The organism is Sphingobium sp. FG11, from assembly GCF_057809915.1.
This window is the reverse complement of sequence record NZ_JBMDKW010000019.1, coordinates 1-22,995: the sequence shown is the minus strand read 5'-3', so window position 1 is coordinate 22,995 and position 22,995 is coordinate 1. Positions and strand designations below refer to the sequence as shown.

General features: G+C 63.5%; 19 protein-coding genes. 11 read left to right on the top strand and 8 right to left on the bottom strand.

All coding sequences use genetic code 11. From position 1 onward, the window contains the following. Window positions 1-65 precede the first annotated feature (65 nt). A complete protein-coding gene (gene miaA / locus ACODSN_RS14350) occupies window positions 66-1,010 on the bottom strand; it encodes a tRNA (adenosine(37)-N6)-dimethylallyltransferase MiaA (protein WP_489056172.1) in 945 nt (314 codons plus the stop codon). On the opposite strand from miaA, the gene serB reads away from it, so the two are divergent. Continuing rightward, window positions 1,009-1,887, top strand: coding sequence for a phosphoserine phosphatase SerB (gene serB, locus ACODSN_RS14345; RefSeq protein WP_489056171.1), 879 nt, complete (start codon window positions 1,009-1,011; stop codon window positions 1,885-1,887). The two genes, miaA and serB, sit on opposite strands and share 2 nt — an antisense overlap. 13 nt (window positions 1,888-1,900) lie before the next feature. On the opposite strand, the gene ruvX is transcribed toward serB, so the two are convergent. Together ruvX and ACODSN_RS14335 are read right to left on the bottom strand one after the other, a co-directional pair. Further along, complete coding sequence (gene ruvX / locus ACODSN_RS14340; RefSeq protein WP_489056170.1) at window positions 1,901-2,377, bottom strand: Holliday junction resolvase RuvX; 477 nt, start codon at window positions 2,375-2,377, stop codon at window positions 1,901-1,903. Next, window positions 2,374-3,489, bottom strand: a complete 1,116-nt coding sequence (locus tag ACODSN_RS14335) for a DUF3089 domain-containing protein (protein ID WP_489056169.1) — start codon at window positions 3,487-3,489, stop codon at window positions 2,374-2,376. The genes ruvX and ACODSN_RS14335 overlap by 4 nt, the downstream gene beginning before the upstream one ends. A gap of 140 nt (window positions 3,490-3,629) precedes the next feature. Between ACODSN_RS14335 and gatC the strand changes: the two genes are divergently transcribed. Genes gatC through gatB form a run of 4 tightly spaced genes read left to right on the top strand, consistent with a single transcriptional unit; the run spans window position 3,630 to window position 7,241 of the window. Beyond that, window positions 3,630-3,917: an Asp-tRNA(Asn)/Glu-tRNA(Gln) amidotransferase subunit GatC gene (gene gatC / locus ACODSN_RS14330; protein WP_489056168.1), complete on the top strand. Its 288-nt coding sequence runs from the start codon at window positions 3,630-3,632 to the stop codon at window positions 3,915-3,917. Then, window positions 3,917-5,398 carry an Asp-tRNA(Asn)/Glu-tRNA(Gln) amidotransferase subunit GatA gene (gene gatA, locus ACODSN_RS14325; protein ID WP_489056167.1) on the top strand — a complete coding sequence of 494 codons (1,482 nt, stop codon included), beginning with the start codon at window positions 3,917-3,919 and terminating at the stop codon, window positions 5,396-5,398. Before gatC ends, gatA begins: the two co-directional genes overlap by 1 nt. Next, window positions 5,392-5,742, top strand: coding sequence for a hypothetical protein (locus ACODSN_RS14320; protein WP_489056166.1), 351 nt, complete (start codon window positions 5,392-5,394; stop codon window positions 5,740-5,742). The genes gatA and ACODSN_RS14320 overlap by 7 nt, the downstream gene beginning before the upstream one ends. After that, window positions 5,739-7,241: an Asp-tRNA(Asn)/Glu-tRNA(Gln) amidotransferase subunit GatB gene (gene gatB / locus ACODSN_RS14315; RefSeq protein WP_489056165.1), complete on the top strand. Its 1,503-nt coding sequence runs from the start codon at window positions 5,739-5,741 to the stop codon at window positions 7,239-7,241. The genes ACODSN_RS14320 and gatB overlap by 4 nt, the downstream gene beginning before the upstream one ends. A 209-nt stretch (window positions 7,242-7,450) precedes the next feature. On the opposite strand, the gene ACODSN_RS14310 is transcribed toward gatB, so the two are convergent. The 3 genes from ACODSN_RS14310 to ACODSN_RS14300 are packed head-to-tail and all read right to left on the bottom strand — an operon-like array spanning window position 7,451 to window position 11,361. Next, window positions 7,451-9,880 carry a TonB-dependent receptor gene (locus ACODSN_RS14310; RefSeq protein ID WP_489056164.1) on the bottom strand — a complete coding sequence of 810 codons (2,430 nt, stop codon included), beginning with the start codon at window positions 9,878-9,880 and terminating at the stop codon, window positions 7,451-7,453. Next, window positions 9,864-10,793, bottom strand: a complete 930-nt coding sequence (locus tag ACODSN_RS14305; protein ID WP_489056200.1) for a FecR family protein — start codon at window positions 10,791-10,793, stop codon at window positions 9,864-9,866. Before ACODSN_RS14305 ends, ACODSN_RS14310 begins: the two co-directional genes overlap by 17 nt. A 55-nt stretch (window positions 10,794-10,848) precedes the next feature. Further along, on the bottom strand, window positions 10,849-11,361 hold the full coding sequence (locus tag ACODSN_RS14300; RefSeq protein WP_489056163.1) for an RNA polymerase sigma factor: 513 nt from the start codon (window positions 11,359-11,361) through the stop codon (window positions 10,849-10,851). A gap of 162 nt (window positions 11,362-11,523) precedes the next feature. Between ACODSN_RS14300 and ACODSN_RS14295 the strand changes: the two genes are divergently transcribed. The 6 genes from ACODSN_RS14295 (at window position 11,524) to glgX (ending at window position 22,182) form a co-directional block, all read left to right on the top strand. Beyond that, complete coding sequence (locus ACODSN_RS14295; RefSeq protein WP_489056162.1) at window positions 11,524-12,732, top strand: serine hydrolase domain-containing protein; 1,209 nt, start codon at window positions 11,524-11,526, stop codon at window positions 12,730-12,732. A gap of 98 nt (window positions 12,733-12,830) precedes the next feature. Then, a complete protein-coding gene (locus tag ACODSN_RS14290) occupies window positions 12,831-15,317 on the top strand; it encodes a glycogen/starch/alpha-glucan phosphorylase (protein ID WP_489056161.1) in 2,487 nt (828 codons plus the stop codon). A 19-nt stretch (window positions 15,318-15,336) separates the two neighbouring features. Beyond that, a complete protein-coding gene (gene glgB / locus ACODSN_RS14285; protein WP_489056160.1) occupies window positions 15,337-17,499 on the top strand; it encodes a 1,4-alpha-glucan branching protein GlgB in 2,163 nt (720 codons plus the stop codon). Window positions 17,500-17,541: 42 nt separating this feature from the next. After that, window positions 17,542-18,810, top strand: a complete 1,269-nt coding sequence (gene glgC / locus ACODSN_RS14280; protein ID WP_489056159.1) for a glucose-1-phosphate adenylyltransferase — start codon at window positions 17,542-17,544, stop codon at window positions 18,808-18,810. Window positions 18,811-18,832: 22 nt separating this feature from the next. Beyond that, window positions 18,833-20,287 (top strand): glycogen synthase GlgA, encoded by a 1,455-nt coding sequence (gene glgA, locus ACODSN_RS14275; protein WP_489056158.1) that lies wholly within the window; start codon window positions 18,833-18,835, stop codon window positions 20,285-20,287. Next, window positions 20,224-22,182 carry a glycogen debranching protein GlgX gene (gene glgX, locus ACODSN_RS14270; RefSeq protein WP_489056157.1) on the top strand — a complete coding sequence of 653 codons (1,959 nt, stop codon included), beginning with the start codon at window positions 20,224-20,226 and terminating at the stop codon, window positions 22,180-22,182. The genes glgA and glgX overlap by 64 nt, the downstream gene beginning before the upstream one ends. A 162-nt stretch (window positions 22,183-22,344) precedes the next feature. Here glgX and ACODSN_RS14265 read toward each other — a convergent pair whose 3' ends face one another. Beyond that, on the bottom strand, window positions 22,345-22,752 hold the full coding sequence (locus tag ACODSN_RS14265; protein WP_489056156.1) for a nuclear transport factor 2 family protein: 408 nt from the start codon (window positions 22,750-22,752) through the stop codon (window positions 22,345-22,347). Between the two features lie 60 nt (window positions 22,753-22,812). Next, window positions 22,813-22,995: hypothetical protein (locus ACODSN_RS14260; RefSeq protein WP_489056155.1), on the bottom strand; the 183-nt coding region annotated here is incomplete at its 5' end.

Here is a 22,995-nt window from a genome sequence, read left to right as displayed (position 1 = left end):
TGCGACATAGGACGCACGATGGCAAGGAGCACGCCTTTATTTGACATAAAATGTCTAGTCAATAACTAATATTGTAATATTCTTATTATATCATCTGTCACAGCTTCATCAATATGTCGCATCTCGCGTGGCCACGCAGACGGTGGCTGGCGCGAGAACCATGTATATTGCCGTTTGGCATATTGGCGCGTCGCGATCCTGCCGCGTTCGATCATCGTCGCGCGGTTGATCTCGCCGATGAGCCAAGCGCGAATTTCGGGCACGCCGATCGCGCGCATCACCGGCAGGTCGGGATCAAGCTTTCGTGCCAGCAGCGTCTCCACCTCCTCGACCGCGCCATTCGCGATCATCTCCTCGAAACGCCGGTCGCACCGCGCGATCAGCCAGTCGCGCGGCGGCAGCAGAATGAGCGGCGAAAGGGCGATGCGATCACCGATGCCACCGCTCTTTTTTGCCTGCCAGGCGGAGAGCGTCCTGCCGGTCGAGCGGACGACTTCGAGCGCGCGGGCGATGCGCGTCGAATCGGCGGGGGCGAGCCGGGCGGCAGCGGCCGGGTCCTCGGTCGCGAGCGCGGCATGCGCTTTCGCGAGGGGCATGGCCCGGACGACGGCCCGGATGACAGGGTCGATATCCGGCACCGGCGCGAGGCCATCCAGCAGCGTGCGGATGTAGAGGCCAGTGCCGCCGACCAGTATCGGCAAGCGGCCCCGCTCATGCGCGGCGTCGATCTCCGCGCGGGCTTCGGCGGCCCAGCGAGCGGCGGTGCAGGCCTGCCCCCCGTCGATATGGCCGAACAGGCGGTGCGGCGCCGCCTCCATGTCCTTGTCGCTCGGACGGGCGGACAGGATCTGGAGGTCGGCGTAGACCTGGCTGGCATCGGCATTGATGACGACACCATTCGTCTTTTGCGCAAGCGCCACGGCAAGGGCGCTCTTGCCGCTGGCGGTCGGCCCGGCAATAAGCGCGACGCGCGGCCGGGAGTCGCTGAGGTGTGGATCAGGAGTAAGCATGTTCGTCGCGACCTTAGTGGCAAGCGCCGCCTTGCGGCAGGGGGATATTGCGGAAGGCAGCGATCGGCTGCGCGATGCGGGCTGCGCTCCGGCGGGCGATGCGTGGCTGGACCGGGGCAAGGCGGCGGATCTTTTCTTCAACACCGATCCGGTGGCGGCGCGGGCGGCACTGACTGGCTTGGGCGATGGGGTCGATATAATCGTTCAGCCGCGCGCGATCCGGTCGAAAAACTTGCTGATCGCCGACATGGATTCGACCATGATTACCGTCGAGTGCATCGATGAACTCGCCGATTATGCCGGCATCAAGGCGCAGATCGCTGAAATCACCGAGCGGGCGATGCGCGGCGAACTGGATTTCGCCGGAGCGCTGCACGGCCGGGTCGCGTTGCTCAGGGGGCTGGAGGATTCGGCGATCGATCGCTGCCGGATCGAGCGGGTGAAGATCATGCCCGGCGCGAAGGCGCTGGTGCAGACGATGAAAGCGCGGGGGGCAAGAACGCTGCTAGTATCGGGCGGTTTCACGCGCTTTACCGGCCCGGTGGCGGAAGAGATCGGCTTCGACAGCGCGGTGGCCAATGTGCTGGAAATCGCCGATGGCGCGCTGCTCGGCACCGTCACGCTGCCGATCGTCGACGCCGCGCGCAAGCGGGCGGAACTGGAAGCGGCGATCGTAGATGGCGTGGATCGCGCCCTGACGCTGGCGGTGGGCGACGGCGCGAACGACATTCCGATGATCGAGGGGGCGGGCCTCGGCGTCGCCTATCATGCCAAGCCTGTCACGCGCGCGGCGGCGGCGGCGGAGATCGTCCATGGCGACCTGTCGGTCCTGCTCTATGCGCAGGGCATCGAAAGCGCGCAGTGGGTCGAGGATTGAGGCGAGCGGGGAATCACATGCCCCCCGCCAGCCCGTCGATCGCCCCCTGTAAAATGTAGCTCGCCGCCAACTTGTCGACCAGTTCACTGCGCCGCGCGCGGCTGGCGTCGGCCTCCAGCAGCGTGCGAGTGACCGCCTGGGTCGACCAGCGTTCGTCCCACATCAGGATGGGCAGGCCAAGATCGGCGAGATTTTGGCCAAAAGCGCGGCTTGCCTGACTGCGCGGACTGCTTGACCCGTCGAGATTGAGCGGCAGGCCGATGACCAGCCCCTTCACCTGCTGCTGGGCGATGAAGGCGGCAAGCACAACCTTGTCCTTGCTGAACTTGCCGCGCGCGAGGGTATGCGCGGGGCTGGCGATTGACCAACCGGCATCGCACAGGGCAAGTCCGATGGTCTTGGTGCCGACGTCCATCCCGAGCAGGCGCCCGCCCATGGGCAAGGCCGCGCGGAACAGCGCGCGATCGGTGGTAAGCAAGGCGGCGGTCATCGTTTCAGGAACGCGGCGAGCCGCTCTCTGGCGTCGATCCGCACATTGCCCCAGAACAGGGCATAGTCATAGACGTGATAATTATTGCCCGGCAGCGTGTAGGGACCAAGATCGGGCGGATCGCCGATCATCAGCACGCCGCTCGTGTCGCATCGCGCGGGCACGGCCCCGGTTATCAGGCGTACGGGTTTGCCATCCTCATGATCCGACAGGGTGCCGCGATTGGCGCTGGCAGGCGCAGCCCCGTTGAACGCGCCGGTAATCGGATTGGTGCACAGCATATGCGTGCCCGCGCGCGGCTTGCCGGTCAGACCTTCACTGGTTCCAAAACGCGCAAGGATCGGTGACGGATCGGCCGGCTCGGCATAGCTTTGCCATGATACGATACAGTGCGCCTGGTTGCGGCGAGCGCAGGCGGGCAGGCCGAGCGCTGGCAAGTCCGCTTCCACCGACAGCGCGTTGCCGACCGCGTAGACCACAGCGATCCGGTTCACGACCGGCGTGCCCGCGACATGATCCTTGAGCAGGCGCATGAGATGGCCCGAACCCTGGCTATGCCCGGCAAGAATGATCGGACCGGCAGGGTTGGCTTTTAGAAAGGCGGCAAAGGCGGACTCGACGTCCTTGTAAGCGGCGCTCAGCGCCCGCTCTCCCTCCGGCGCGTCGGTCAGGAACGCGCCGAAATTGGCCTGGCGATAGCGCGGCGCCCAGATGTCGCCGACCCCGTTGAATGCGCTGGCCTGAGTCCGGACGAAGGCGCGGGCGGTCTGGCGCGCTTCCTGATCGGCGAGTGGCATGTTCCAGTGCGCCTTGCCGAAGGTGATGTAGGAAGTCGGGTGAATGAAGAATATCGCCGCCTTTTGCGGTACGGGCTGGTCCTTGAAGCCATCTGGCAGCCAGAGCGCTGGATTATCGTTCGGCCGGTCGGGCCGCGCGAGCCACATGTCGGGGCTGTCATAAGCGTTGGCAGGGAGTGCGGTCACCGGCTCGAATGCGGTGCGCGGCACCATGACGAACCGGATCAGTTGCTGTCCCCAGATGCGGTAGACCAGCAGCGCCGCGATCACGAGCACGATCAGCGCCGCGACGACATAGAGAAATTTGCGGGCCAAGGGGGCACTCCGGATGCAATGCGGGTGCGCCCGCTCTCGTAACAGCCTGTCTGGCGCAAGCGCAGGAAACGCGCAAGAGACAGTGCCGAAACTGCGGGCGAAGGCTTGAAGCGCGCGGAAGCGGATGCTAGCGGCGACCCATGTCGATAGACCTCAAAACCGTCAAGAAGATCGCCAGCCTCTCGCGCATTTCGGTGAGCGATGCCGAAGCCGAGGCTATGGTGCCAGAATTCAACAATATATTGGGTTGGGTGGAGCAATTGGGTGAAGTGGATGTCAGCGGCGTCGAGCCGATGACCGCTGTCATTCCCAATCATCTGCGCCTGCGCGAGGATGTCGTCACTGACGGCAATGTGCGCGACAAGGTGCTGGCCAATGCGCCGCAGGCCGAACATGGCTTTTTCGCCGTGCCCAAGGTGATCGAATAATGAGCAATCTCACTGACCTGACCGTCGCGGATATTCGCAACGGATTCCGCGCAGGCGATTTTTCGGCGCGCGAAGTGGCGCAGGCGTTCAACGCCAATGTCGCCGCCGCCAAGGCGCTGAATGCATTCATCGTCGAAACGCCGGAAAAGGCGCTGGAAGCCGCTGACGTTGCCGATGCGGCACGGGCGTCCGGCAATCTCAAGCCGCTGTCGGGCGTGCCGATCGGCATGAAGGATCTGTTCTGCACACAGGGCGTGCAGACGACGGCGGCTTCGCACATGCTCGAAGGCTTCATTCCGCCCTATGAATCCACGGTATCGGGCAAGCTGTGGGCGGCGGGCGCGGGCATGCTGGGCAAGCTCAACCTCGACCAGTTCGCCATGGGTTCTTCGAACGAGACGAGCTATTATGGCAATGTGATCAGCCCGTGGAAGCGCGGCGGCGGTGACAATGCGGCCTTGGCCCCCGGCGGATCGTCGGGTGGTTCTTCGTCGGCGATCGCGGCGCGGCTTTGCCCGGCGGCGACCGGCACCGATACCGGCGGTTCGATCCGCCAGCCCGCCGCCTTTACCGGCATTTCCGGTATCAAGCCGACCTATGGTCGCTGTTCGCGCTGGGGTGTGGTGGCGTTCGCATCCTCGCTGGATCAGGCCGGGCCGATGGCGCGCACGGTGCGCGACAATGCGATCCTGCTGGAGGTGATGGCGGGCTTCGATCCAAAGGATGCGACCTCCCTCGACATGCCCGTGCCGCAGTGGGAGGCGGGCTTGTCCGGCGACCTGCGGGGCAAGACGGTCGGCATTCCCAAAGAATATCGCTCTGACGGCCTGAACGCCGAGATCGCCGCGCTTTGGGACAAGGGCATCGCATGGTTGAAGGATGCCGGCGCGCAGGTCGTCGACGTGTCGCTGCCGCATACGAAATATGCGCTGCCGACCTATTATATCATCGCCCCGGCGGAGGCTTCCTCCAACCTCGCCCGTTATGACGGCGTGCGTTATGGCCAGCGCGACCTGCCCGATGGCGCTGGCTTGCAGGACATGTATGCCGCCACCCGCGCCGCCGGCTTCGGGCCGGAGGTCAAGCGGCGCATCATGATCGGCACCTATGTGCTGTCGGCTGGCTTCTACGACGCTTATTACACGCAAGCGCAGAAGGTCCGTGCGCTGATCGCGCGCGATTTCGAGCAGGCGTTCGAGCATTGCGATCTGCTGTTGACGCCGACCGCCCCCAGCGCCGCTTTCGCGCTGGGCGAAAAGCAGGCCGATCCGCTCGCCATGTATCTGAACGACGTCTTCACCGTGCCGGCGAGCCTCGCGGGACTGCCCGCCATGTCGGTGCCGGGTGGGCTGGATAGTCAGGGACTGCCGTTGGGCTTGCAAATTATCGGTCGGCCGCTGGACGAACAGAGCGTGCTGAATGCGGGCCTCGCGATCGAAGAGCGTGCCGGGTTTACGGCGCGGCCGGATAAGTGGTGGTAATGACACTTGCTAGTTGGCAAGATTGGATCGCTTGGGGTGGAATATTCATTCCGCTGGCAACCTTGTCGTGGTCCGCTTGGCAATATGTGGCTCTTCAAAAGCGCAACGAGCAACAGCGGAAGTTTGATAACCTTTTCCGTCTGATGGACAAAATTGGTGAGTCTGGAGGCTCTATCGCGGCAAAAGCGGCGGCAGTTTACGAGCTGAGGAACTATCCTGAATATGGCGAAGTAATTGTGCGCTTTTGCAACGACGCAATTCCATATGTTAGCGGCGATAGCGCTCAAATCCTGCAAAATGAGTTCAGGTTCACCGCAGCGTATTTTGAGAATGGTAAGAGATGACTGAATCAACCTATCGCGTTCAGGGCGCAACCGGCGAGTGGGAGGTCGTGATCGGCCTGGAGGTCCACGCGCAGGTCACATCGAACGCCAAGCTTTTCTCGGGTGCGGCGACCGCTTTCGGGGCGGAGCCGAACACGCAGGTTTCGCTGGTCGATGCGGCGATGCCCGGCATGTTGCCCGTGCCCAATCGCGAATGCATCCGGCAGGCGGTGCGCACCGGCATGGCGATCGACGCGCAGATCAACAAATGGTCGCGGTTCGACCGAAAGAATTATTTCTACGCCGATCTGCCGCAGGGCTATCAGATCAGCCAGCTCTATCACCCGATCGTGGGGGAGGGGCAGATCGCGATCGTGCTGGATGAAAAGAACCCGGAACCCAGCACCAAGGTGATCGGCGTCGAGCGCATCCATGTCGAGCAGGACGCCGGCAAGCTGATGCATGACCAGCATCCCACCAGCAGCTATGTCGACCTCAATCGGTCGGGCGTGGCGCTGATGGAAATCGTGTCGAAGCCGGACATGCGGTCTCCCGCCGAAGCAGGCGCTTATCTGTCGAAGCTGCGGACGATCCTGCGCTATGTCGGGTCGTGTGACGGCAATATGGACCAGGGTTCCATGCGCGCAGACGTGAACGTGTCGGTCCGCAAGCCCGGCGACGAATTCGGCACCCGCACGGAAACAAAGAACGTCAATTCCGTCCGCTTCGTCATGGCCGTGGTCGAACATGAAGCCAACCGGCAGGTCGACGTGCTGGAGGCTGGCGGCAGGATCGTGCAGGAAACCCGGCTCTACGATCCCGATCGCAATGAAACGCGGTCGATGCGGTCGAAGGAAGATGCGCATGACTATCGCTATTTCCCCGACCCTGATCTGCTGCCGGTTGAACTGGACGATGCGTTTCTGGAGGAATGCCGCGCTTCACTGCCCGAACTGCCGGACGTCAAGCGTAAGCGCTACGAAACGGCGCTGGGTCTTAGCGCCTATAATGCGGCCACGCTAACGGCGGATGCGGACACCGCGCGCTGGTTCGAGGCGTTGCTGGCGGAAAGCGCGACAGCACAGAAGAAGGGCGAGGGGGAGGTGGCCAAGGCTACGGCCAACTGGCTGTTGTCGGACCTGTTCGGGGCACTCAACCGGCTTGGCAAAACGCTGGAAGAAAGCCCGGTAAGTCCTTTGCAAGCGGCCGAATTGCTGGCGCTCGTCGCCGATGGGACGTTGTCTGGCACCCTTGCCAAACAGGTGTTCGAGATCATGCTCGAAACGGGCGACGGCGCGGCGAAGATCGTCGAGGAAAAGGGCCTCAAGCAGACGTCGGACACTGGCGCTATCGAGGCGGTGGTGGCCAAGGTGCTCGCCGACAATGGTGACAAGGTCGCGCAATATAAGGCAGGCAAGGAAGCGCTGTTCGGCTTTTTCGTCGGACAGACGATGAAGGCGATGCAGGGCAAGGCCAATCCCAAGGTCGTGAACGACCTGGTAAAGGCCGCGCTCGCCTGACGCGCTAGGTAAAAAAGGGCGCCGCCATGGGCATGGCGACGCCCCTCCGATTGCCATGACGTTCCGGAGGAGGGAACGTATGCCATGGCGCGACTGGCATTCCCATGGGGGTGGGGTGGACTGCCAGTTCATCCTCAAGACGTCGCGACGCGATAACTCCCGTCTGGCGAGCGACCGTTTGAAATAAATTTTATCGCGCGGCCCGTGGCTTAGAATGCGAAGCCCAGACCCACACGAAGCGTCCGTGGACGCATCGGCGTATAATAATCGGCGCGTAAATCGAACGGCGTTCCCAGCGAAAAGCGGTTGCCATTGCTGTTCAGAATATTGTTCATCGAAACGGACAGTTCGATCGGGCCGCGCAACAGGCTGGCGGACAGGCTGGTATCGACATAATCGCCCTGCGTCCGTCCCAATATCGGCCCTACGCCGAGCCGGGACTTGCCGACATAGCGCGCCGCCGCCGAAAGGCGCAGTTCCATGCTGCCCCCCACCGCCGCGCGATAATCGGCCGCCAGTCGCCCGCCCAGATTAGCGACATTGGGCAGCCCCAGCGATTTTCCGTTAAAGGCGAGCCTGCGCACCAATTGCGCCGGCTCGCTGAGGCGGCTGTCGTTGAAGATGAAGCTGCCGTCCAGCGTCAGCGCGGGCAGCGGCCTGACGACGATCCGCCCCTCAAACGTATAAATGCGTCCATCGCCGATATTGGCGGTGGATGGCAGGCCGATGCGATCGGTGACGTCGGCCTGTATGTCGTGCCAGTCGGTAAAGGCGACATTCGCGCTCAACGCCACTGTGTCCCGCCCCGGTGTGCCATAGCGCGCGCCGGCTTCCACCGTGGATATGCGATCATTGCGGAAGCGCTGGATATGCTGATCGTCGATGGCGAGTCCGCCGGGACGGAAGCCCTGCTGATATCGGGCATACAGGGTAAGGCCGGGCCGAGCCTCACCCAGCAGCGAAAAGGAGGGTAGGAAGATGGTTTCGTTGCGGCGCGCCTGCGCTTCGGCGCTGGCGATGTCCGTATAGGAAAGTGCGGCTATGGGATCGTTGGCCGCGCCGCTCAGCCGGCTGTTGGTGAGCCGTCCCCCGATCGTCGCGACGAGATCTGGCAACGGTTCGAACGACGCTTCGCCGAACAGCGTCGCCTCCCTGATTTTGTTGCGGACGCCCGTGGTGACGGCCGGCTGGCCCCGGCCCAGCGGCAGCACGCCGGGGATCACCTGAACCTCGCTCTCTCCCTCGCCATAGGAGGTAAGCGATCGATGGATGTCCGATGTGCTTTCGAGATAGGAAACCCCCAATATCCAGCCAAGGCCATTATCCAGATCGCGCACGATCCGGTTTTCTGTGGAGAAGATGTCGACGCGATTGCGCTGACGAAACAGAGATGGCGGGCCACCCGGCTGGGTCGCGTCGTAGCTTTCGGACAAGGTCTGCCGCACGATGCCGGTGGAGGAGACGAAGCGCAGATCGTCCCATTGCCGTTCGATCCGGACATTGGCGAGCGCATAGTCCGATGAATAGGGCTGGGCGACGCTGGAAGCGCGTTCGAGCCGACCGACGCTGCGACTGGCATATTGGGCGTCATCGCCCTTAATGTGTTGATAAAGGCCGCTGAGGTCGATCGTCCAGTTTTCGCCCGGCGCGAACCGAAGCGCGGCCCGTCCGCCGTAGACGCGGGTGCGGTTGACGTTATTTTTGTCGCGCAGAACGTCATCGATATAGCCGCCATCCTGCACGCCATAGCCGACGACGCGCAGGGCGACTTTTTCCGCCGCTATCGGCAGATTGAGCATCGCCGACAGATCCCCGCCCGCGTCGCCATGCCGGGTCGCCGAAAGACCGGCGGAAAGCTGACCGGCGGTTTCGCCCAGATTGGGAGCGTTGGGAATGATCCGGATGATCCCGCCCAGCGATCCAGCGCCGTAAAGCGTGCCCTGCGGGCCCTCCAGCACCTCGACCCCGGCAATGTCGTAGAGCCGAAGGTCAGGGTCGGGCGCGGCATAGTTGAGGCGCATGTCGCCCAGATATTGCCCGGTCGTCGCCTGGGTGGGACCGGCCACCCCAGAGTCTGCGATGGCCCGAATGAATAATTTGTTGCGGCCCGCTCCCGCATGGGTCGAACTAAGGCTGGCGATCCGCGCGAGCAGTGTCGCGGTCCCGGCGGCGGACTCCTGCGCGGTCAGCACATCGTCACCCGCCGTTTCGATCATGCCGGCATAGCGCGGCAGCGGAATGTCGCGCTTGGACGCGGTGACGACCAACTCTGCCGGCGGTTGTTCCGCCAGTGGTGCGACCATGCGCCGTGACAGTGCGCCCGATGATGGCCGGGCGCGCGATCGTTCTATGCGCCAGGTCCGCGCGTCGATCCGCCGGGCATGCGCGCCAAGGCCCTTGAGCAAATACCGCAGGGCGGCGTCAACGCTCATGCGACCGCCAATCCCCGGCGTGCTGAGGCCAGCGAGAGACTGGTCGGACATGCCGATACTGGCTCCCGTCTGACGGCCGAGCGCGATTGCCGCCTCGCCCAGCCGACCGGGGGCGATGCTGATATCCTGTCTGTCCGCCGCTCGCGCGGGTGTTGCGGCCGCTAGGGCGAGGGCGGTGACGAAAACGGCGTCAATGGCGCGCGCCATCGCCCTCCTTCAGTAACCAGCCTTGACCCTGCCGCTCCGCGGAAAGCCCCATCAATGGTGCCGCTGCGGCGAAAAAGCGTGCCGGATCGCGGTCCAGCCGGATCGTGCCGGTGAAGCGAAGCGCCTGCGCACCCGGCGTCATGGCCAGCGCAACGCCGAGTGATCGGGCGATATCAGGTGCGATGTCACGGATCGCGGCGTTTTCATAGACCAGTCGTCCCTGACGCCAGCTCGCCACCGCATCCGGCGCGATCGCCATGAGCCGCACCCCGGCGGCGTCATTTGCAAGGGCATGACCAGCGGTGAGAGCGATCGCCTCCGCGCGCGGATTATAGATGACCATTCCTTCGGATACGCCGATCCGGGTAACGCCCCCGCTGTGCACGATGTTGAATGTCGTTCCTGCATCCTCGAACATTGCGTCGCCCACCGTCACGCGGAACGGATTGGCGGCGTCATGGCGCACGGTGAAGGTGGCTTCACCGCTGTCCAGCACTGCGAAACGGGGATTGCGATGATCGAGGCGCAGGCGGGTATCGCCGTTGAGTTCGATCCGCGTGCCGTCATCGAGCGCGATCAGACGGCTTTCCCCCGGTCGCGTGCTGACGCTGTAGACATCGGTGCGGTTAATGACCCCCAGACTGATCGCGCCGACCATAGCAGCAGCCATGGCGCCGCCGCCGATCCACCGGAGTGGCCAGCGAGGATGATCGCCCCTGTCATTCGCTGGGCGCGGCAGGTTCGCCTGTTCTGCCGGAACGATCGCGGCCAATCCGTCATCGGCGACCACCAGCGCGTCATAGGCAACGGCGTGCGCGGAGTCACGCTCCAGCCACAGCATGAAATCGTCCCAATCGACGAATTCGGGATCGCGCGTGCGGATCATCCACCCGAGCGCCTCCTCATGGATCATGGCATCGGCCCTGTTCATCTCTTGCCCCCCAACAAGCTAGACGCCCCCGCCAGCCTCATTCCGTATCGAGCCGCTTTCTGAGCGTCAGCATTGCGCGATAGGCCTTTTGCAAGTCCTTTTCCACCGTAGTGAGGCTGACGCCAAGCTCCTGCGCGATCATGCGCTGGCCGATGCCCTCGATACGGAATCGGCGGAACACCATTTCCACACGCGGGCCCAGCGCGCGCAAGGCGTCCCGCGCCTCGTCCAGCCCCTGTGACAGGATCATGCGCTCGTCGATGGGCAGGTCTGCGGTCGGGTCGGCCATGACCCCGCCCGCGCCATCCGCCCAGTCCTGTTCCCGTCGTTCTCGCCGCGTCGCCGAGCGATAGCGATCGAGCATCAGATTATTGGCCATGCGATACAGGTAGGGCAGCGGATCAAGTACGGGTCCCAGATCCTTTGCTTCCAGTTTCATCCAGATGTCCTGGAGCAGATCTTCCGCATCCTCGCCCGCGCCGCGCGCGCGCAGAAATCGCAGCAGCGCCGGGCGGTTTTCAAGGAATATCGCAGAAAGGCCGCTGGCCATGCCCATAGAGTCCAGTATCAGGCGTCAAGGCCGGTTGCCATAACGGGTGGGGCGGGGTTTTGGCAATCGGGAAGCGTTGGTAGCGATGGCCACGACCGCGCCGGTCATTTACCTTGGCGTGCGTGTCGGTTAGCGCGGGGGATGACTTGATCGGGAGCGTCCATGACGGAAATTCTTATGGATGCGGCGGTCGCGCGGGCGGCAGGCATGGACCCGGCCCGGCTCGACCGGCTCGCCGCGCATCTCGAATCCTATGTGACCAGCGGCAAGCTGCCGCATGTGCAATTGCTGGTCTCGCGCGATGAGGCGCCTTTGCTCACCATGCGGACGGGGATCGCGCGGGCCGACGGGGGAGCATTGCGCGATGATGCCCTGTTCCGCATCGCATCGATGACCAAGCCCGTGACGAGCGTCGCCTTCCTGCAACTGGTGGAGCAGGGACTGGTCGCCCTCGATGATCCGGTCACGGACGTCATTCCCGAATTTGCCCGGTTGCGGGTGGGGCGATGGGGCTGGCGGCGCTCCAAACGGCCGATGCGGATGATCGACCTGCTGCGCCACACGTCGGGATTGACCTATGGCCTTCAGAACAGGACCCGGATCGACGCACGCTATCGCGCTCTGGGGCTGGACGAGTTTCAGCAGAACCGGACTTCGGATGCTTTCATCGCCGCGCTCGCCGAGCTGCCGCTGGAATTTTCGCCCGGCGATCGGTGGAACTATTCGGTCGCCACCGATGTGCTGGGCGTCGTGATCCAGCGATTGACCGGGCAAAATCTCGAAAGCCTGTTCCGCAGCCGCATCTTCGATCCGCTCGGCATGCCCGACAGTTTTTTCGCGGTGCCTGCCGATCGCGCGGATCGGCTGACCGATGCGTGGAAGCTGGGCGAGAACCGAGACCTGTCGGTGGTGGACCTGGGCGCACGGAGTGGCTGGCGACGGACCGGGCGGCTGCTTTCGGGCGGCGGTGGCCTAGTGTCGTCCCTAGCGGATTATCATCGCTTCGCGCGGATGCTGCTTCGCGGCGGAGAGTTGGATGGCGCGCGGCTGTTGCGGCCGGAAACCGTCGCGCTGATGTGCCGCAATCACCTGCCGGGTGGCGGCGATCTCGCCAGCCTGTCGCGGTCGCTGTTCAGTGAGGCCGATTATGCCGGGACCGGCTTTGGTCTCGGCGTCGCCGTGGACCTTGCGACCCGCGAATATTATTGGGGCGGCGTGTTTTCGACCTTCTTCTTCGTCGATCCGGTCGAGCGGCTGATCGGCATATTCATGACCCAGCATTTGCCTTCCAACGCGTATCCGGTACGCGCCGAATTGCGCGCCGCCGTACGGAATGCCGTTTCCATCCGACGCGGACGCCAAGCCGCCTGAAAAGCCGCGCTTATTTTGCTGCGACGCAAAATTTGGCGATAGCGTGGTGCGGCCCGCTGTGTCATCCTTCCCCGGACTCATCTATGGGGAAATCGCGCATGACCCTCCAGGGCCAGAATAAATTGCCCACACCGGCGCCCCGCACGATCGATCCGCAGGTTCTGGCGCATGAGATTGTCGAGCGACTGACTTACCGGATCGGCAAGAATGCGCAGGCGGCCAAGCCGCATGACTGGTTACATGCCGTCATCCTCTCGATCCGCGACCGGGTGATCGACGCATGGATCAGTTCGACCCAAAAAACCTATGAGCAGCAGGGGCGGCGAGTCTATTATCTGAGCCTGGAATTCCTCATCGGGCGGCTGATGCGCGACGCGGCGTCGAACATGGAAATGCTCGACGATATGCAGGCCGCACTCACATCGCTCGGCGTCGATATCGACATCATCGCGGCGCTTGAACCCGATGCGGCGCTGGGCAATGGCGGCCTTGGTCGTCTGGCCGCCTGTTTCATGGAAAGCATGGCGACGGTCGATGTGCCCGCCTATGGCTATGGCATCCGCTATGTGAACGGTATGTTCCGGCAGGAAATATCCGATGGGTGGCAGGTCGAACTGCCCGAAACCTGGCTGGCCCACGGCAATCCATGGGAGTTCGAGCGGCGCGAGGCGAGCTATGAAATCGGCTTTGGCGGCCGGGTCGATCCAGCCGAGGGGGAGGCGACGGGCGCACATCAGATGCACTGGCGACCGGCAGAGCGCGTCATCGCGACGCCCTACGACACGCCCATCGCGGGCTGGCGCGGCAAGCGGATCAACACGCTGCGTCTGTGGCAGGCGCAGCCGATCGATCCCATCCTGCTCGACAAGTTTAACGCCGGTGACCATCTGGGCGCGCTGTCGGAAAGCAATCGCGCGGAGAGCCTGACGCGCGTGCTCTATCCCGCCGACAGTTCCCCTGCCGGACAGGAATTGCGGTTGCGGCAGGAATATTTCTTCTCCTCGGCATCCTTGCAGGACATTGTTCGGCGGCATCTCCAATATTTCGGTGATATCGCGACGCTCGCTGACAAGGCGGCGATCCAGCTTAACGATACCCATCCGGCCGTCGCGGTGGCTGAACTGATGCGCATCCTGCTGGACGACCATGGTCTCGATTTCGACGAGGCGTGGGACATTACCCGGCGGACCTTCAGCTACACCAATCACACATTATTGCCCGAAGCGCTGGAAAGCTGGCCCGTGCCGTTGTTCGAACGGATGCTGCCCCGGCACATGCAGATCGTCTATGCGATCAATAGCCGCCTGATCGCCGAAGCGCGACGCTTCCGGGGAGAGGATGGGGCGGGACCATTCGGTGACGGGAGCATCGGGGCGATTTCGCTGATCGACGAAGGCGGCGAGCGGCGGGTGCGCATGGGCAATCTGGCCTTCGCGGGATCGCACAGCATCAACGGCGTGTCGGCGTTGCACACCGATCTGATGAAGGAAACGGTTTTCGCCGATCTTCACCGGCTGTATCCGACGCGGATCAACAACAAGACTAACGGCGTCACTTTCCGCCGCTGGCTGATGCAGTGCAATCCCGGTCTGTTTTCGTTGGCGCGCGAAGCGATTGGCGACGCGTTTATGGATGATCCGCAGGCGTTGCGCGGACTGGAGGGATTTGCGGACGACAGCGGTTTTCAGGAAAAATTCCTGGCGGTGAAGCGCGCGAACAAGGTGGCGCTGGCCGATGTGCTGCGGCGGCGGGTGAATGCGCGGGTCGATCCGTCGGCGATGTTTGATATTCAGATCAAGCGAATCCATGAATATAAGAGGCAATTGCTGAATATTGTCGAGGCGGTGTCGCTGTATGACCAAATCCGGTCGCACCCGGAGCGGGACTGGACGCCACGGGTCAAGCTGTTCGGCGGCAAGGCGGCGTCCAGCTATCATAATGCCAAGCTTATCATCAAGTTAGCGGGCGACGTTGCGCGCGCGGTCAATCATGATCCGTCGGTGCAGGGGCTGCTCAAGCTCCAGTTCGTGCCCAATTATAATGTGTCGATGGCGGAGATCATGATCCCCGCCGCCGACCTTTCCGAACAGATTTCGACCGCCGGAATGGAAGCTTCGGGTACCGGAAACATGAAATTCGCCGTGAATGGCGCGCTGACCATCGGCACGCTCGACGGCGCGAACGTCGAAATGCGCGACCATGTGGGCGAGGATAATATCATCATCTTTGGCCTGACCGCGCAGGAAGTGAACGAGCGGCGCGCCAATGGCTATGTCCCGGCGGAGGAAATCGCGCGGAGCAGGGAATTGGGGCAGGCGCTGGACGCGATCGCCAGCGGCGTGTTTTCGCCGGACGACCCCGATCGCTACAAGGGGTTGATCCAGGGCATTCGCGACCATGACTGGTTCATGCTGGCGGCGGATTTCGACAGCTATTCGGCGGCGCAGCGCCGGGTCGATGCGCTGTGGCGCGATCCTGCGGTCTGGGCGAAAAAGGCCATATTGAACGTGGCGCGGATGGGCTGGTTCTCGTCGGATCGCACCATTCGCGAATATGCGACCGACATATGGAAGGTCCTGCCATGAGCCGCGCGCGGTCCGCAGGGTGCTGACGCCCGACCAGATCGACAGGCTGATCGAGGGCCGCGACGACGATCCCTTTGCGTCGTTCGGCGTGCATCCGGCGGGCAAGGGATTTACCGCCTGCATATTCCTGCCCGACGCCGTCGCGGTTACGGCGCACCGGCTCGATGGAACGGCGGTGGGGGAACTGGCCGCCATCCACCCGGCCGGGCTGTTTTTCGGCAAGGTCGCGATCAGGACGCGGCAGCCGCTGCGCTATGAAGCGCGCTATGCCGATGGCGGCGCCTATGCCCTGATCGATCCCTACAGCTTCGGGCCGGTGCTGGGACCGCTCGACGATTATTATTTTGCAGAAGGATCGCACCGGCGGTTGTTCGACAAGATGGGCGCACATCCGATCGCGCATGAAGGGGTGGCGGGCACGCATTTCGCGCTGTGGGCGCCCAATGCGCTGCGCGTGTCGGCGGTGGGCGATTTCAATGGCTGGGACGGCCGCCGTGCGCCGATGCGGCGGCGGCAGGATGCGGGGATATGGGAAATCTTCCTGCCGGAAGTGGGCGCGGGCAGCGCCTACAAGTTCGAGATCATGGGGCCGCAGGGCGAGATATTGCCGCTCAAGGCCGACCCCTTCGCCTTCCGGTCGGAACTGCGCCCCTCGACCGCGTCAATCGTCGCCGGGCCACCCGACCATGATTGGGGCGATACCGCGCATCGCGACTATTGGCGCAGGGTCGATCCCCGGCGCGAGCCGGTGTCCATTTACGAAGTCCATGCCGGGTCATGGCAGCGCCACGACAATGGAGATTTCCTCGATTGGGATGCGCTCGCCCGGCGGCTGATCCCCTATGTCGTGGGCATGGGCTTTACCCATATCGAATTTCTGCCGATCAGCGAATATCCCTATGATCCAAGCTGGGGCTATCAGACGCTGGGCCTCTATGCGCCTACGGCCCGTTTCGGCGATCCGGCCGGATTTGCCCGCTTCGTGGACGGCGCGCATCGCGCCGGTGTCGGGGTGATCCTCGACTGGGTCCCGGCGCATTTTCCCGTCGATGAACATGGCCTCGCCCGGTTCGACGGCACCGCGCTGTATGAACATGAGGACCCGCGCAAGGGATTCCATCCCGACTGGAACACGGCGATCTATAATTTCGGGCGGCGCGAGGTCGCCGAATATCTGGTCAATAATGCGGTGTTCTGGACCGACCATTATCATGTCGACGGGCTGCGCGTGGATGCGGTCGCGTCGATGCTCTATCTCGATTATTCGCGCGAGGCGGGCGCGTGGGTTCCCAATGAGGAAGGGGGCCGTGAAAATCTGGAGGCGGTCGATTTCCTGCGGACGATGAACAAGGCGGTCTATGGCGCGCATGAGGGCGCGATGACCATCGCGGAGGAATCGACGAGCTGGCCCAAGGTTTCGCGGCCGGTGCATGACGGGGGCCTCGGTTTCGGTTTCAAATGGAATATGGGCTTCATGCACGACACGCTGCGCTATCTGGCGCGCGATCCGGTGCATCGCGCCTATCATCATGACGATATCACCTTCGGCCTGTTATACGCCTTTACCGAAAATTTCGTGCTGGCGCTCAGCCATGACGAGGTGGTCCATGGCAAGGGATCGCTGCTGCACAAGATGGCGGGCGACGACTGGCAGAAATTCGCCAGCCTGCGCGCCTATTACGCGTTCATGTGGGGCTATCCGGGCAAGAAGCTGTTGTTCATGGGGCAGGAGTTCGCTCAGCGCGAGGAATGGAGCGAGGCGCGTGCGCTGGACTGGCATTTGCTCGATCACGCCCCGCATCTGGGGGTGCAATTGCTGATCGGCGATCTCAACCAGCTCTATCGCTCACAGCGCGCGCTGCATGCGCGGGATTGCGAGCCGGACGGGTTCGAATGGGTGCTGGCCAATGGCGCGGCGGACGCGGTTTTTGCCTGGGTCCGGCGCGCGCCGGCCGCGGCCCCGGTCGTCGTCATCAGCCATTTCACGCCACAGGTCCGCCATCGCTACCGGCTGCGCCTGCCGTCTGCGGGGCGCTGGCGCGAGATATTGAACAGCGACGCCGCCGAATATGGCGGCAGCGGGGTCGGCAATATGGGGTTTGTGGAAGCGGATGAAGAAGGGTGGGCGCATGTCACCATCCCCCCGCTTGCGACGTTGATGCTGGAACTGGATCATCATTAATCGCCAGACGCGTAAAGACGTGAGCGAGGGCGGGAGGACAAGATGAGCGCAAGGCCGACAAGACATCATCCGATCGCGCGTGACGCCATGGCCTATGTGCTGGCGGGGGGGCGGGGCAGCCGGCTGGCCGAACTGACCGACCGGCGCGCGAAGCCTGCGGTCCATTTCGGCGGCAAGGCGCGGATCATCGATTTCGCCCTGTCGAACGCGCTCAACAGCGGCATTCGCCGGATCGGGGTGGCGACCCAGTATAAGGCGCATTCGCTGATCCGCCATCTTCAGCGCGGCTGGAACTTCTTTCGCACCGAACGCAATGAAAGCTTCGACATCCTGCCCGCCAGCCAGCGCGTGTCGGAAAGCCAATGGTATGAAGGCACCGCCGACGCGGTGTTCCAGAATATCGACATCATCGAATCCTATGCGCCCGAATATATGGTGCTGCTGGCGGGCGATCATATCTACAAGATGGATTATGAGATCATGCTCCAGCAGCATGTCGACAGTGGCGCTGACGTGACCGTCGGGTGCCTGGAAGTGCCCCGCGCGGAGGCGAGCGGCTTTGGCGTCATGCATGTCGATGCACATGACGTTATCACCGCCTTCATCGAGAAGCCGGCCGATCCGCCCGCCATTCCGGGCCAGCCGGACATGGCGCTGGCGTCCATGGGCAATTATGTGTTCCGCACCCGCTTTCTGATCGAGGAATTGCGCCGCGACGCCGCGACGCCGGGCAGCGGGCGCGACTTCGGCGGCGACATCATCCCCCATATCGTCAAACATGGCCGGGCGGTGGCGCATCGTTTTTCCAGCAGTTGCGTGAGCGCGGAGAGCGAGCGCGAACCCTATTGGCGCGACGTGGGCACGATCGACGCATACTGGCAGGCGAATATCGACCTGACCGATGTCGTGCCGTCGCTCGACCTGTATGACAATAGCTGGCCGCTATGGACCTATTCCGAGGTCACGCCGCCCGCCAAATTCGTGCATAATGAGGATGGACGGCGCGGGTCGGCCACATCGTCGCTGATCGCGGGGGGGTGCATCGTGTCCGGCTCCGCGCTCGACCGCAGCCTGCTGTTTTCAGGGGTGCGGACCAACAGTTTCTCCTCCGTCACGCAAAGCGTCATCATGCCGGGGACGACCATCGGGCGGGGCGCGCGGCTGACCCGGTGCGTGGTCGATTCGGGCGTCATCATCCCGCCGGGGCTGGTCGTGGGGGAAGAGCCGGACGAGGATATATTGCATTTCCGCCGGAGCGAGAATGGCGTCTGCCTGATTACCCAGGCGATGATCGACCGGATCGGGGCTTGAGCGTTTGAGCGGGGATCGGGTGATGCAGGGACAGGTGCAGGTTTTGGCGGTGGCGTCGGAAATCTATCCGCTGGTCAAGACCGGCGGGCTCGCCGATGTCGTGGGGGCGCTGCCCGGCGCGCTGGCCGGGCATGGGGTCAGGGTGCGGACGCTGGTGCCGGGCTATCCCGATCTGATGACCCGGCTGGACCGACGCAGGACCGTGCGGCGATATGACGCATTGTTCGGAGAGGAAGCGCGTCTGCTGGCGGCGCGGGCGGGGGCGCTCGACCTGCTGGTGCTCGATGCGCCGGGGCTGTTCGCGCGGGAAGGCGGACCCTATGGCGGGCCTTCGGGCAAGGACTGGAACGACAACTGGCGGCGTTTCGGGGCGCTGTCGCTGGTCGGGGCCGAGATTGCGGCGCAGGGGATTGCGGGATGGCGGCCCGAGCTGGTTCATGCCCATGACTGGCAGGCGGCGATGACCGCCGCCTATATGCGCTTTGGCGCGGCGCATGATGTGCCCAAGGTCGTCACGATCCACAATCTCGCCTTTCAGGGCCGGTTCGGCGCGGAGATATTCGATGGGCTTGGCCTGCCGCCGTCCGCCTGGGGGATGGATGGCGTCGAATATTATGGCGGCATCGGCTACCTGAAAGCCGGTCTGGTGTCGGCCGACGCCATCACCACGGTCAGCCCCGGTTACGCGCAGGAGATCCGATCGCCGGTGCACGGCATGGGGTTGGAAGGATTGATGAACGGGCGAGCCGACCGGCTGCACGGTATCTTGAACGGGGTCGATACCGACATCTGGAACCCCGCCGCCGATCCGGCGATCGCGAGACCATTCACCATGCGCACCATGGCGCATCGTGCCGCCAATCGAGCGGCGATGGAGGCGCGCTTCGGGCTGGAGCATGATGACGCGCCGCTGTTCACCATCATCAGCCGCCTGACCTGGCAAAAGGGGATGGACATGATGATCGAGGCGATCGACCATCTGGTGGCGAGCGGGGCGAAGCTGGCGGTGCTGGGGTCGGGCGATGCGCCGCTGGAGGCCGCGTTTCTGGCGGCGGCGGACACGCATGGCGGGCGCGTCGGCGTGCAGATCGGCTATGATGAGGCGTTGTCGCATCTGATGCAAGCGGGGGGCGACGCGATCCTGATCCCGTCCCGGTTCGAGCCATGCGGCCTGACCCAGCTATATGCGCTGCGCTATGGCAGCGTGCCGGTGGTGGCGCGGGTGGGTGGGCTGGCCGATACCGTCATCGACGCCAATGAGGCCGCGCTGGGCGCGGGCGCGGCGACGGGGGTGGTCTTTACGCCCGACGACGCGCAGGCGCTCGACAATGCTATCGGCCGGGCGGTAGCGCTGCATGCCGACCGGCCCGTCTGGCGGGCGATGCAGCGGGCGGGGATGCGCGCGGATTTTTCATGGGAACACAGCGCCGCGCGCTATGCCGCCCTCTTCCGATCGCTGCTGTCGGCGGCGGCGTGACGGAGCCGGTGCTGGGTCCCTCTCACGACGATAATGGCACGCGCTTTGCGACATGGGCGCCAGAGGCCAGCCAGCTATGGCTGTGCCTGTTCGACCAGCAGGACCGCGAGACCCGGCATCCGATGATGCAGGACGGGGCAGGGGTGTGGCGACTTCAACTGTCCGGTCTGGGGCAAGGACAGCGCTACGGCTTGCGGGCGGAAGGGCGCTATGATCCGGTGGCGGGCTATTGGTTCGATCCCGACAAACTGCTGCTCGACCCCTATGCGCCCGCGATCGACCGGGCCTTTTCCTATGATCCGGCGCTGGCGGCGCGGCGGGGCGAAGGGCGCGATACGGCGGCGCTCATGCCCAAGGGAGTGATCGAAGCCCCGCTGTCGCCGGTCCCGGCCGCGCCACCCCTGTTCCAGCCGGGCGGGCTGATCTACGAAATTCAGGTACGCGGCTTTACGATGCGGCATCCCGAGGTGCCCGCGGCGCAGCGTGGCACGATCGCGGCGCTGGCGCATCCAGCCGTGATAGATCACCTCCAGCGGCTGCATGTCGGCGCGGTCGAACTAATGCCGATCAACGCCTGGATCGACGAGCGGCATCTGCCGCCGCTCGGCCTGACCAATGCGTGGGGCTATAATCCGGTCAGCTATTTCGCGCTCGATCCCCGCCTAGCGCCCGGAGGCATGGCGGAACTGCGCGCGACCGTCTCGGCGCTGCGGCAGGCGGGCATCGGCGTGATCCTCGACATGGTCTATAATCATGATGGCGAAAGCGATGCGTTGGGACCGACCCTGTCGCTGCGTGGCCTCAACGCGAGCGACTATTTCCGGCATGCGCCCGACGGATCGCTCATCAACGATACCGGGACCGGCAACAGCATCGATTGCAACCAGCCGATGGTGCGGCGGCTGATCCGCGATTCATTGCGTCATTTCGTGACGCAGGCGGGGGTGGATGGCTTTCGCTTCGACCTCGCGCCCGCGCTGGGTCGGCTGCCGCACGGGTTCGATGCCCATGCGCCGTTGCTGGAGGAACTGCGCGCCGACCCGGTGCTGGCCGACCGGATCATGATCGCCGAACCATGGGATATCGGGCCGGGCGGCTATCAGCTTGGCCGTTTCGCCGCGCCATGGCTGGAATGGAACGATCGCTACCGCGACGATATGCGGCGTTTCTGGCGGGGCGACTCCGGTATGCTGGGCGCTTTTGCGACACGACTGGCGGGATCGTCGGATATTTTCGGGGCCATCGGGGCGAGCCGGTCGGTCAATTTCCTGGCGGCGCATGACGGCTTCACGCTCGCCGATCTGACCGCCTACGAACATCGGCACAATCAGGCGAATGGCGAAGATAATCGCGACGGCCATGGCGAAAATTTCAGCTGGAACAATGGCGTGGAGGGCGGCAGCGACGACCCCGCCGTGCTGGCCGCGCGCAGGCGCGACGTGAAGGCGTTATTATCCACCCTCTTCTGTTCGCGCGGAACGATCATGCTGACGGCGGGGGATGAGTTCGGCCGCTCCCAACACGGCAATAACAATGGCTATGCACAGGATAATGCGACCGGCTGGATCGACTGGGCGGCGCGGGACGGGGATATCGAAGCGCACGCCTTCGCCCTCGCGGCGTTGCGGGCGGGCCGCGACGAGTTGCGCGATACTGCGATGCTGGCGGATGCGGATGTCGAATGGCTCGACGAGGAAGGCCACAGGCTGACCGTCGCACAGTGGGAAGACCCGGCGCGCAGACGGCTGGCGATGCGCTTTACGCGCACCGGCTTCACCATCTGCGTTAATGCTGCGGACGATCCATGCGTTTTTCAGGTTGGCGGCATGGCGTGGAAGGTCTCGCCCCGTAGCGTGCGACCGCTCGAAAACGACGGGGCACAAAACGCCGTTTGAGCGGGAAGAGCAGCGGGAGGCCGGTTCAGGGGCTTTAACCCTGCATTCCTGTCGAGATCCTGTTTGTCCCGGCAAGGTCTCCCGAAGCTCAGAACAAGCGTCGGGGCGACCTGCCGGAATTTGGGTGATCGACATCAATTAAGGAGTCGATCACCCATTAGATCAAAGAAGATCGGCAGCTTTTAGAGCTTCGACGGTGTCGCCGTATATCACTTCCAGCTTTTGCGTCTTGCCGTCGATGATCGTCCAGATTTCGACAAGGGGAATGGTGACGGCAGTTCCCGTTTTCTTGCCGACGAGATCGAGAACGCCCCAGGATACGACATTGTCACCGCTGGCGATGATATTATGCTTCGTAAATTTGAGGCTGGAATAATGTTCCAGAACCTTTCCGATAAGCGTCGGAAAGCTTTGAACGCCCTTGTGAATGCCGCCATAAGGCAGCGAAGGCGCTTCATGAATCTCCGTATCAGCGGTGAAGCTGGCCGTGAAACCTTGCGGCTCCCCGCGTGCGCTGGACGCATAAGCATCTTTCACGAGCTGCAGATTATTTTCTTCGGTTGGTGTCATATTCATTCTCCATTTCGGCGTCTGGATTTGCGCCATTGCTCTCTTATTCTATCCCGCCCGTCAGTATGGACTTGCATCGACTTCGGCGATGATACGGTCGTCCCGGTCCTTGCCGACAGGGGCGGCGGCCTCTTCTTTAAAGGTCCCGGTGCGCCAAGCGTTGCCAGCACGGAGGATCGAAGCCAATATCCTTTGTAGCGGCGGCCCAGATGAGTTGTTTTTGGGGGTCGTCACAGACCCAGT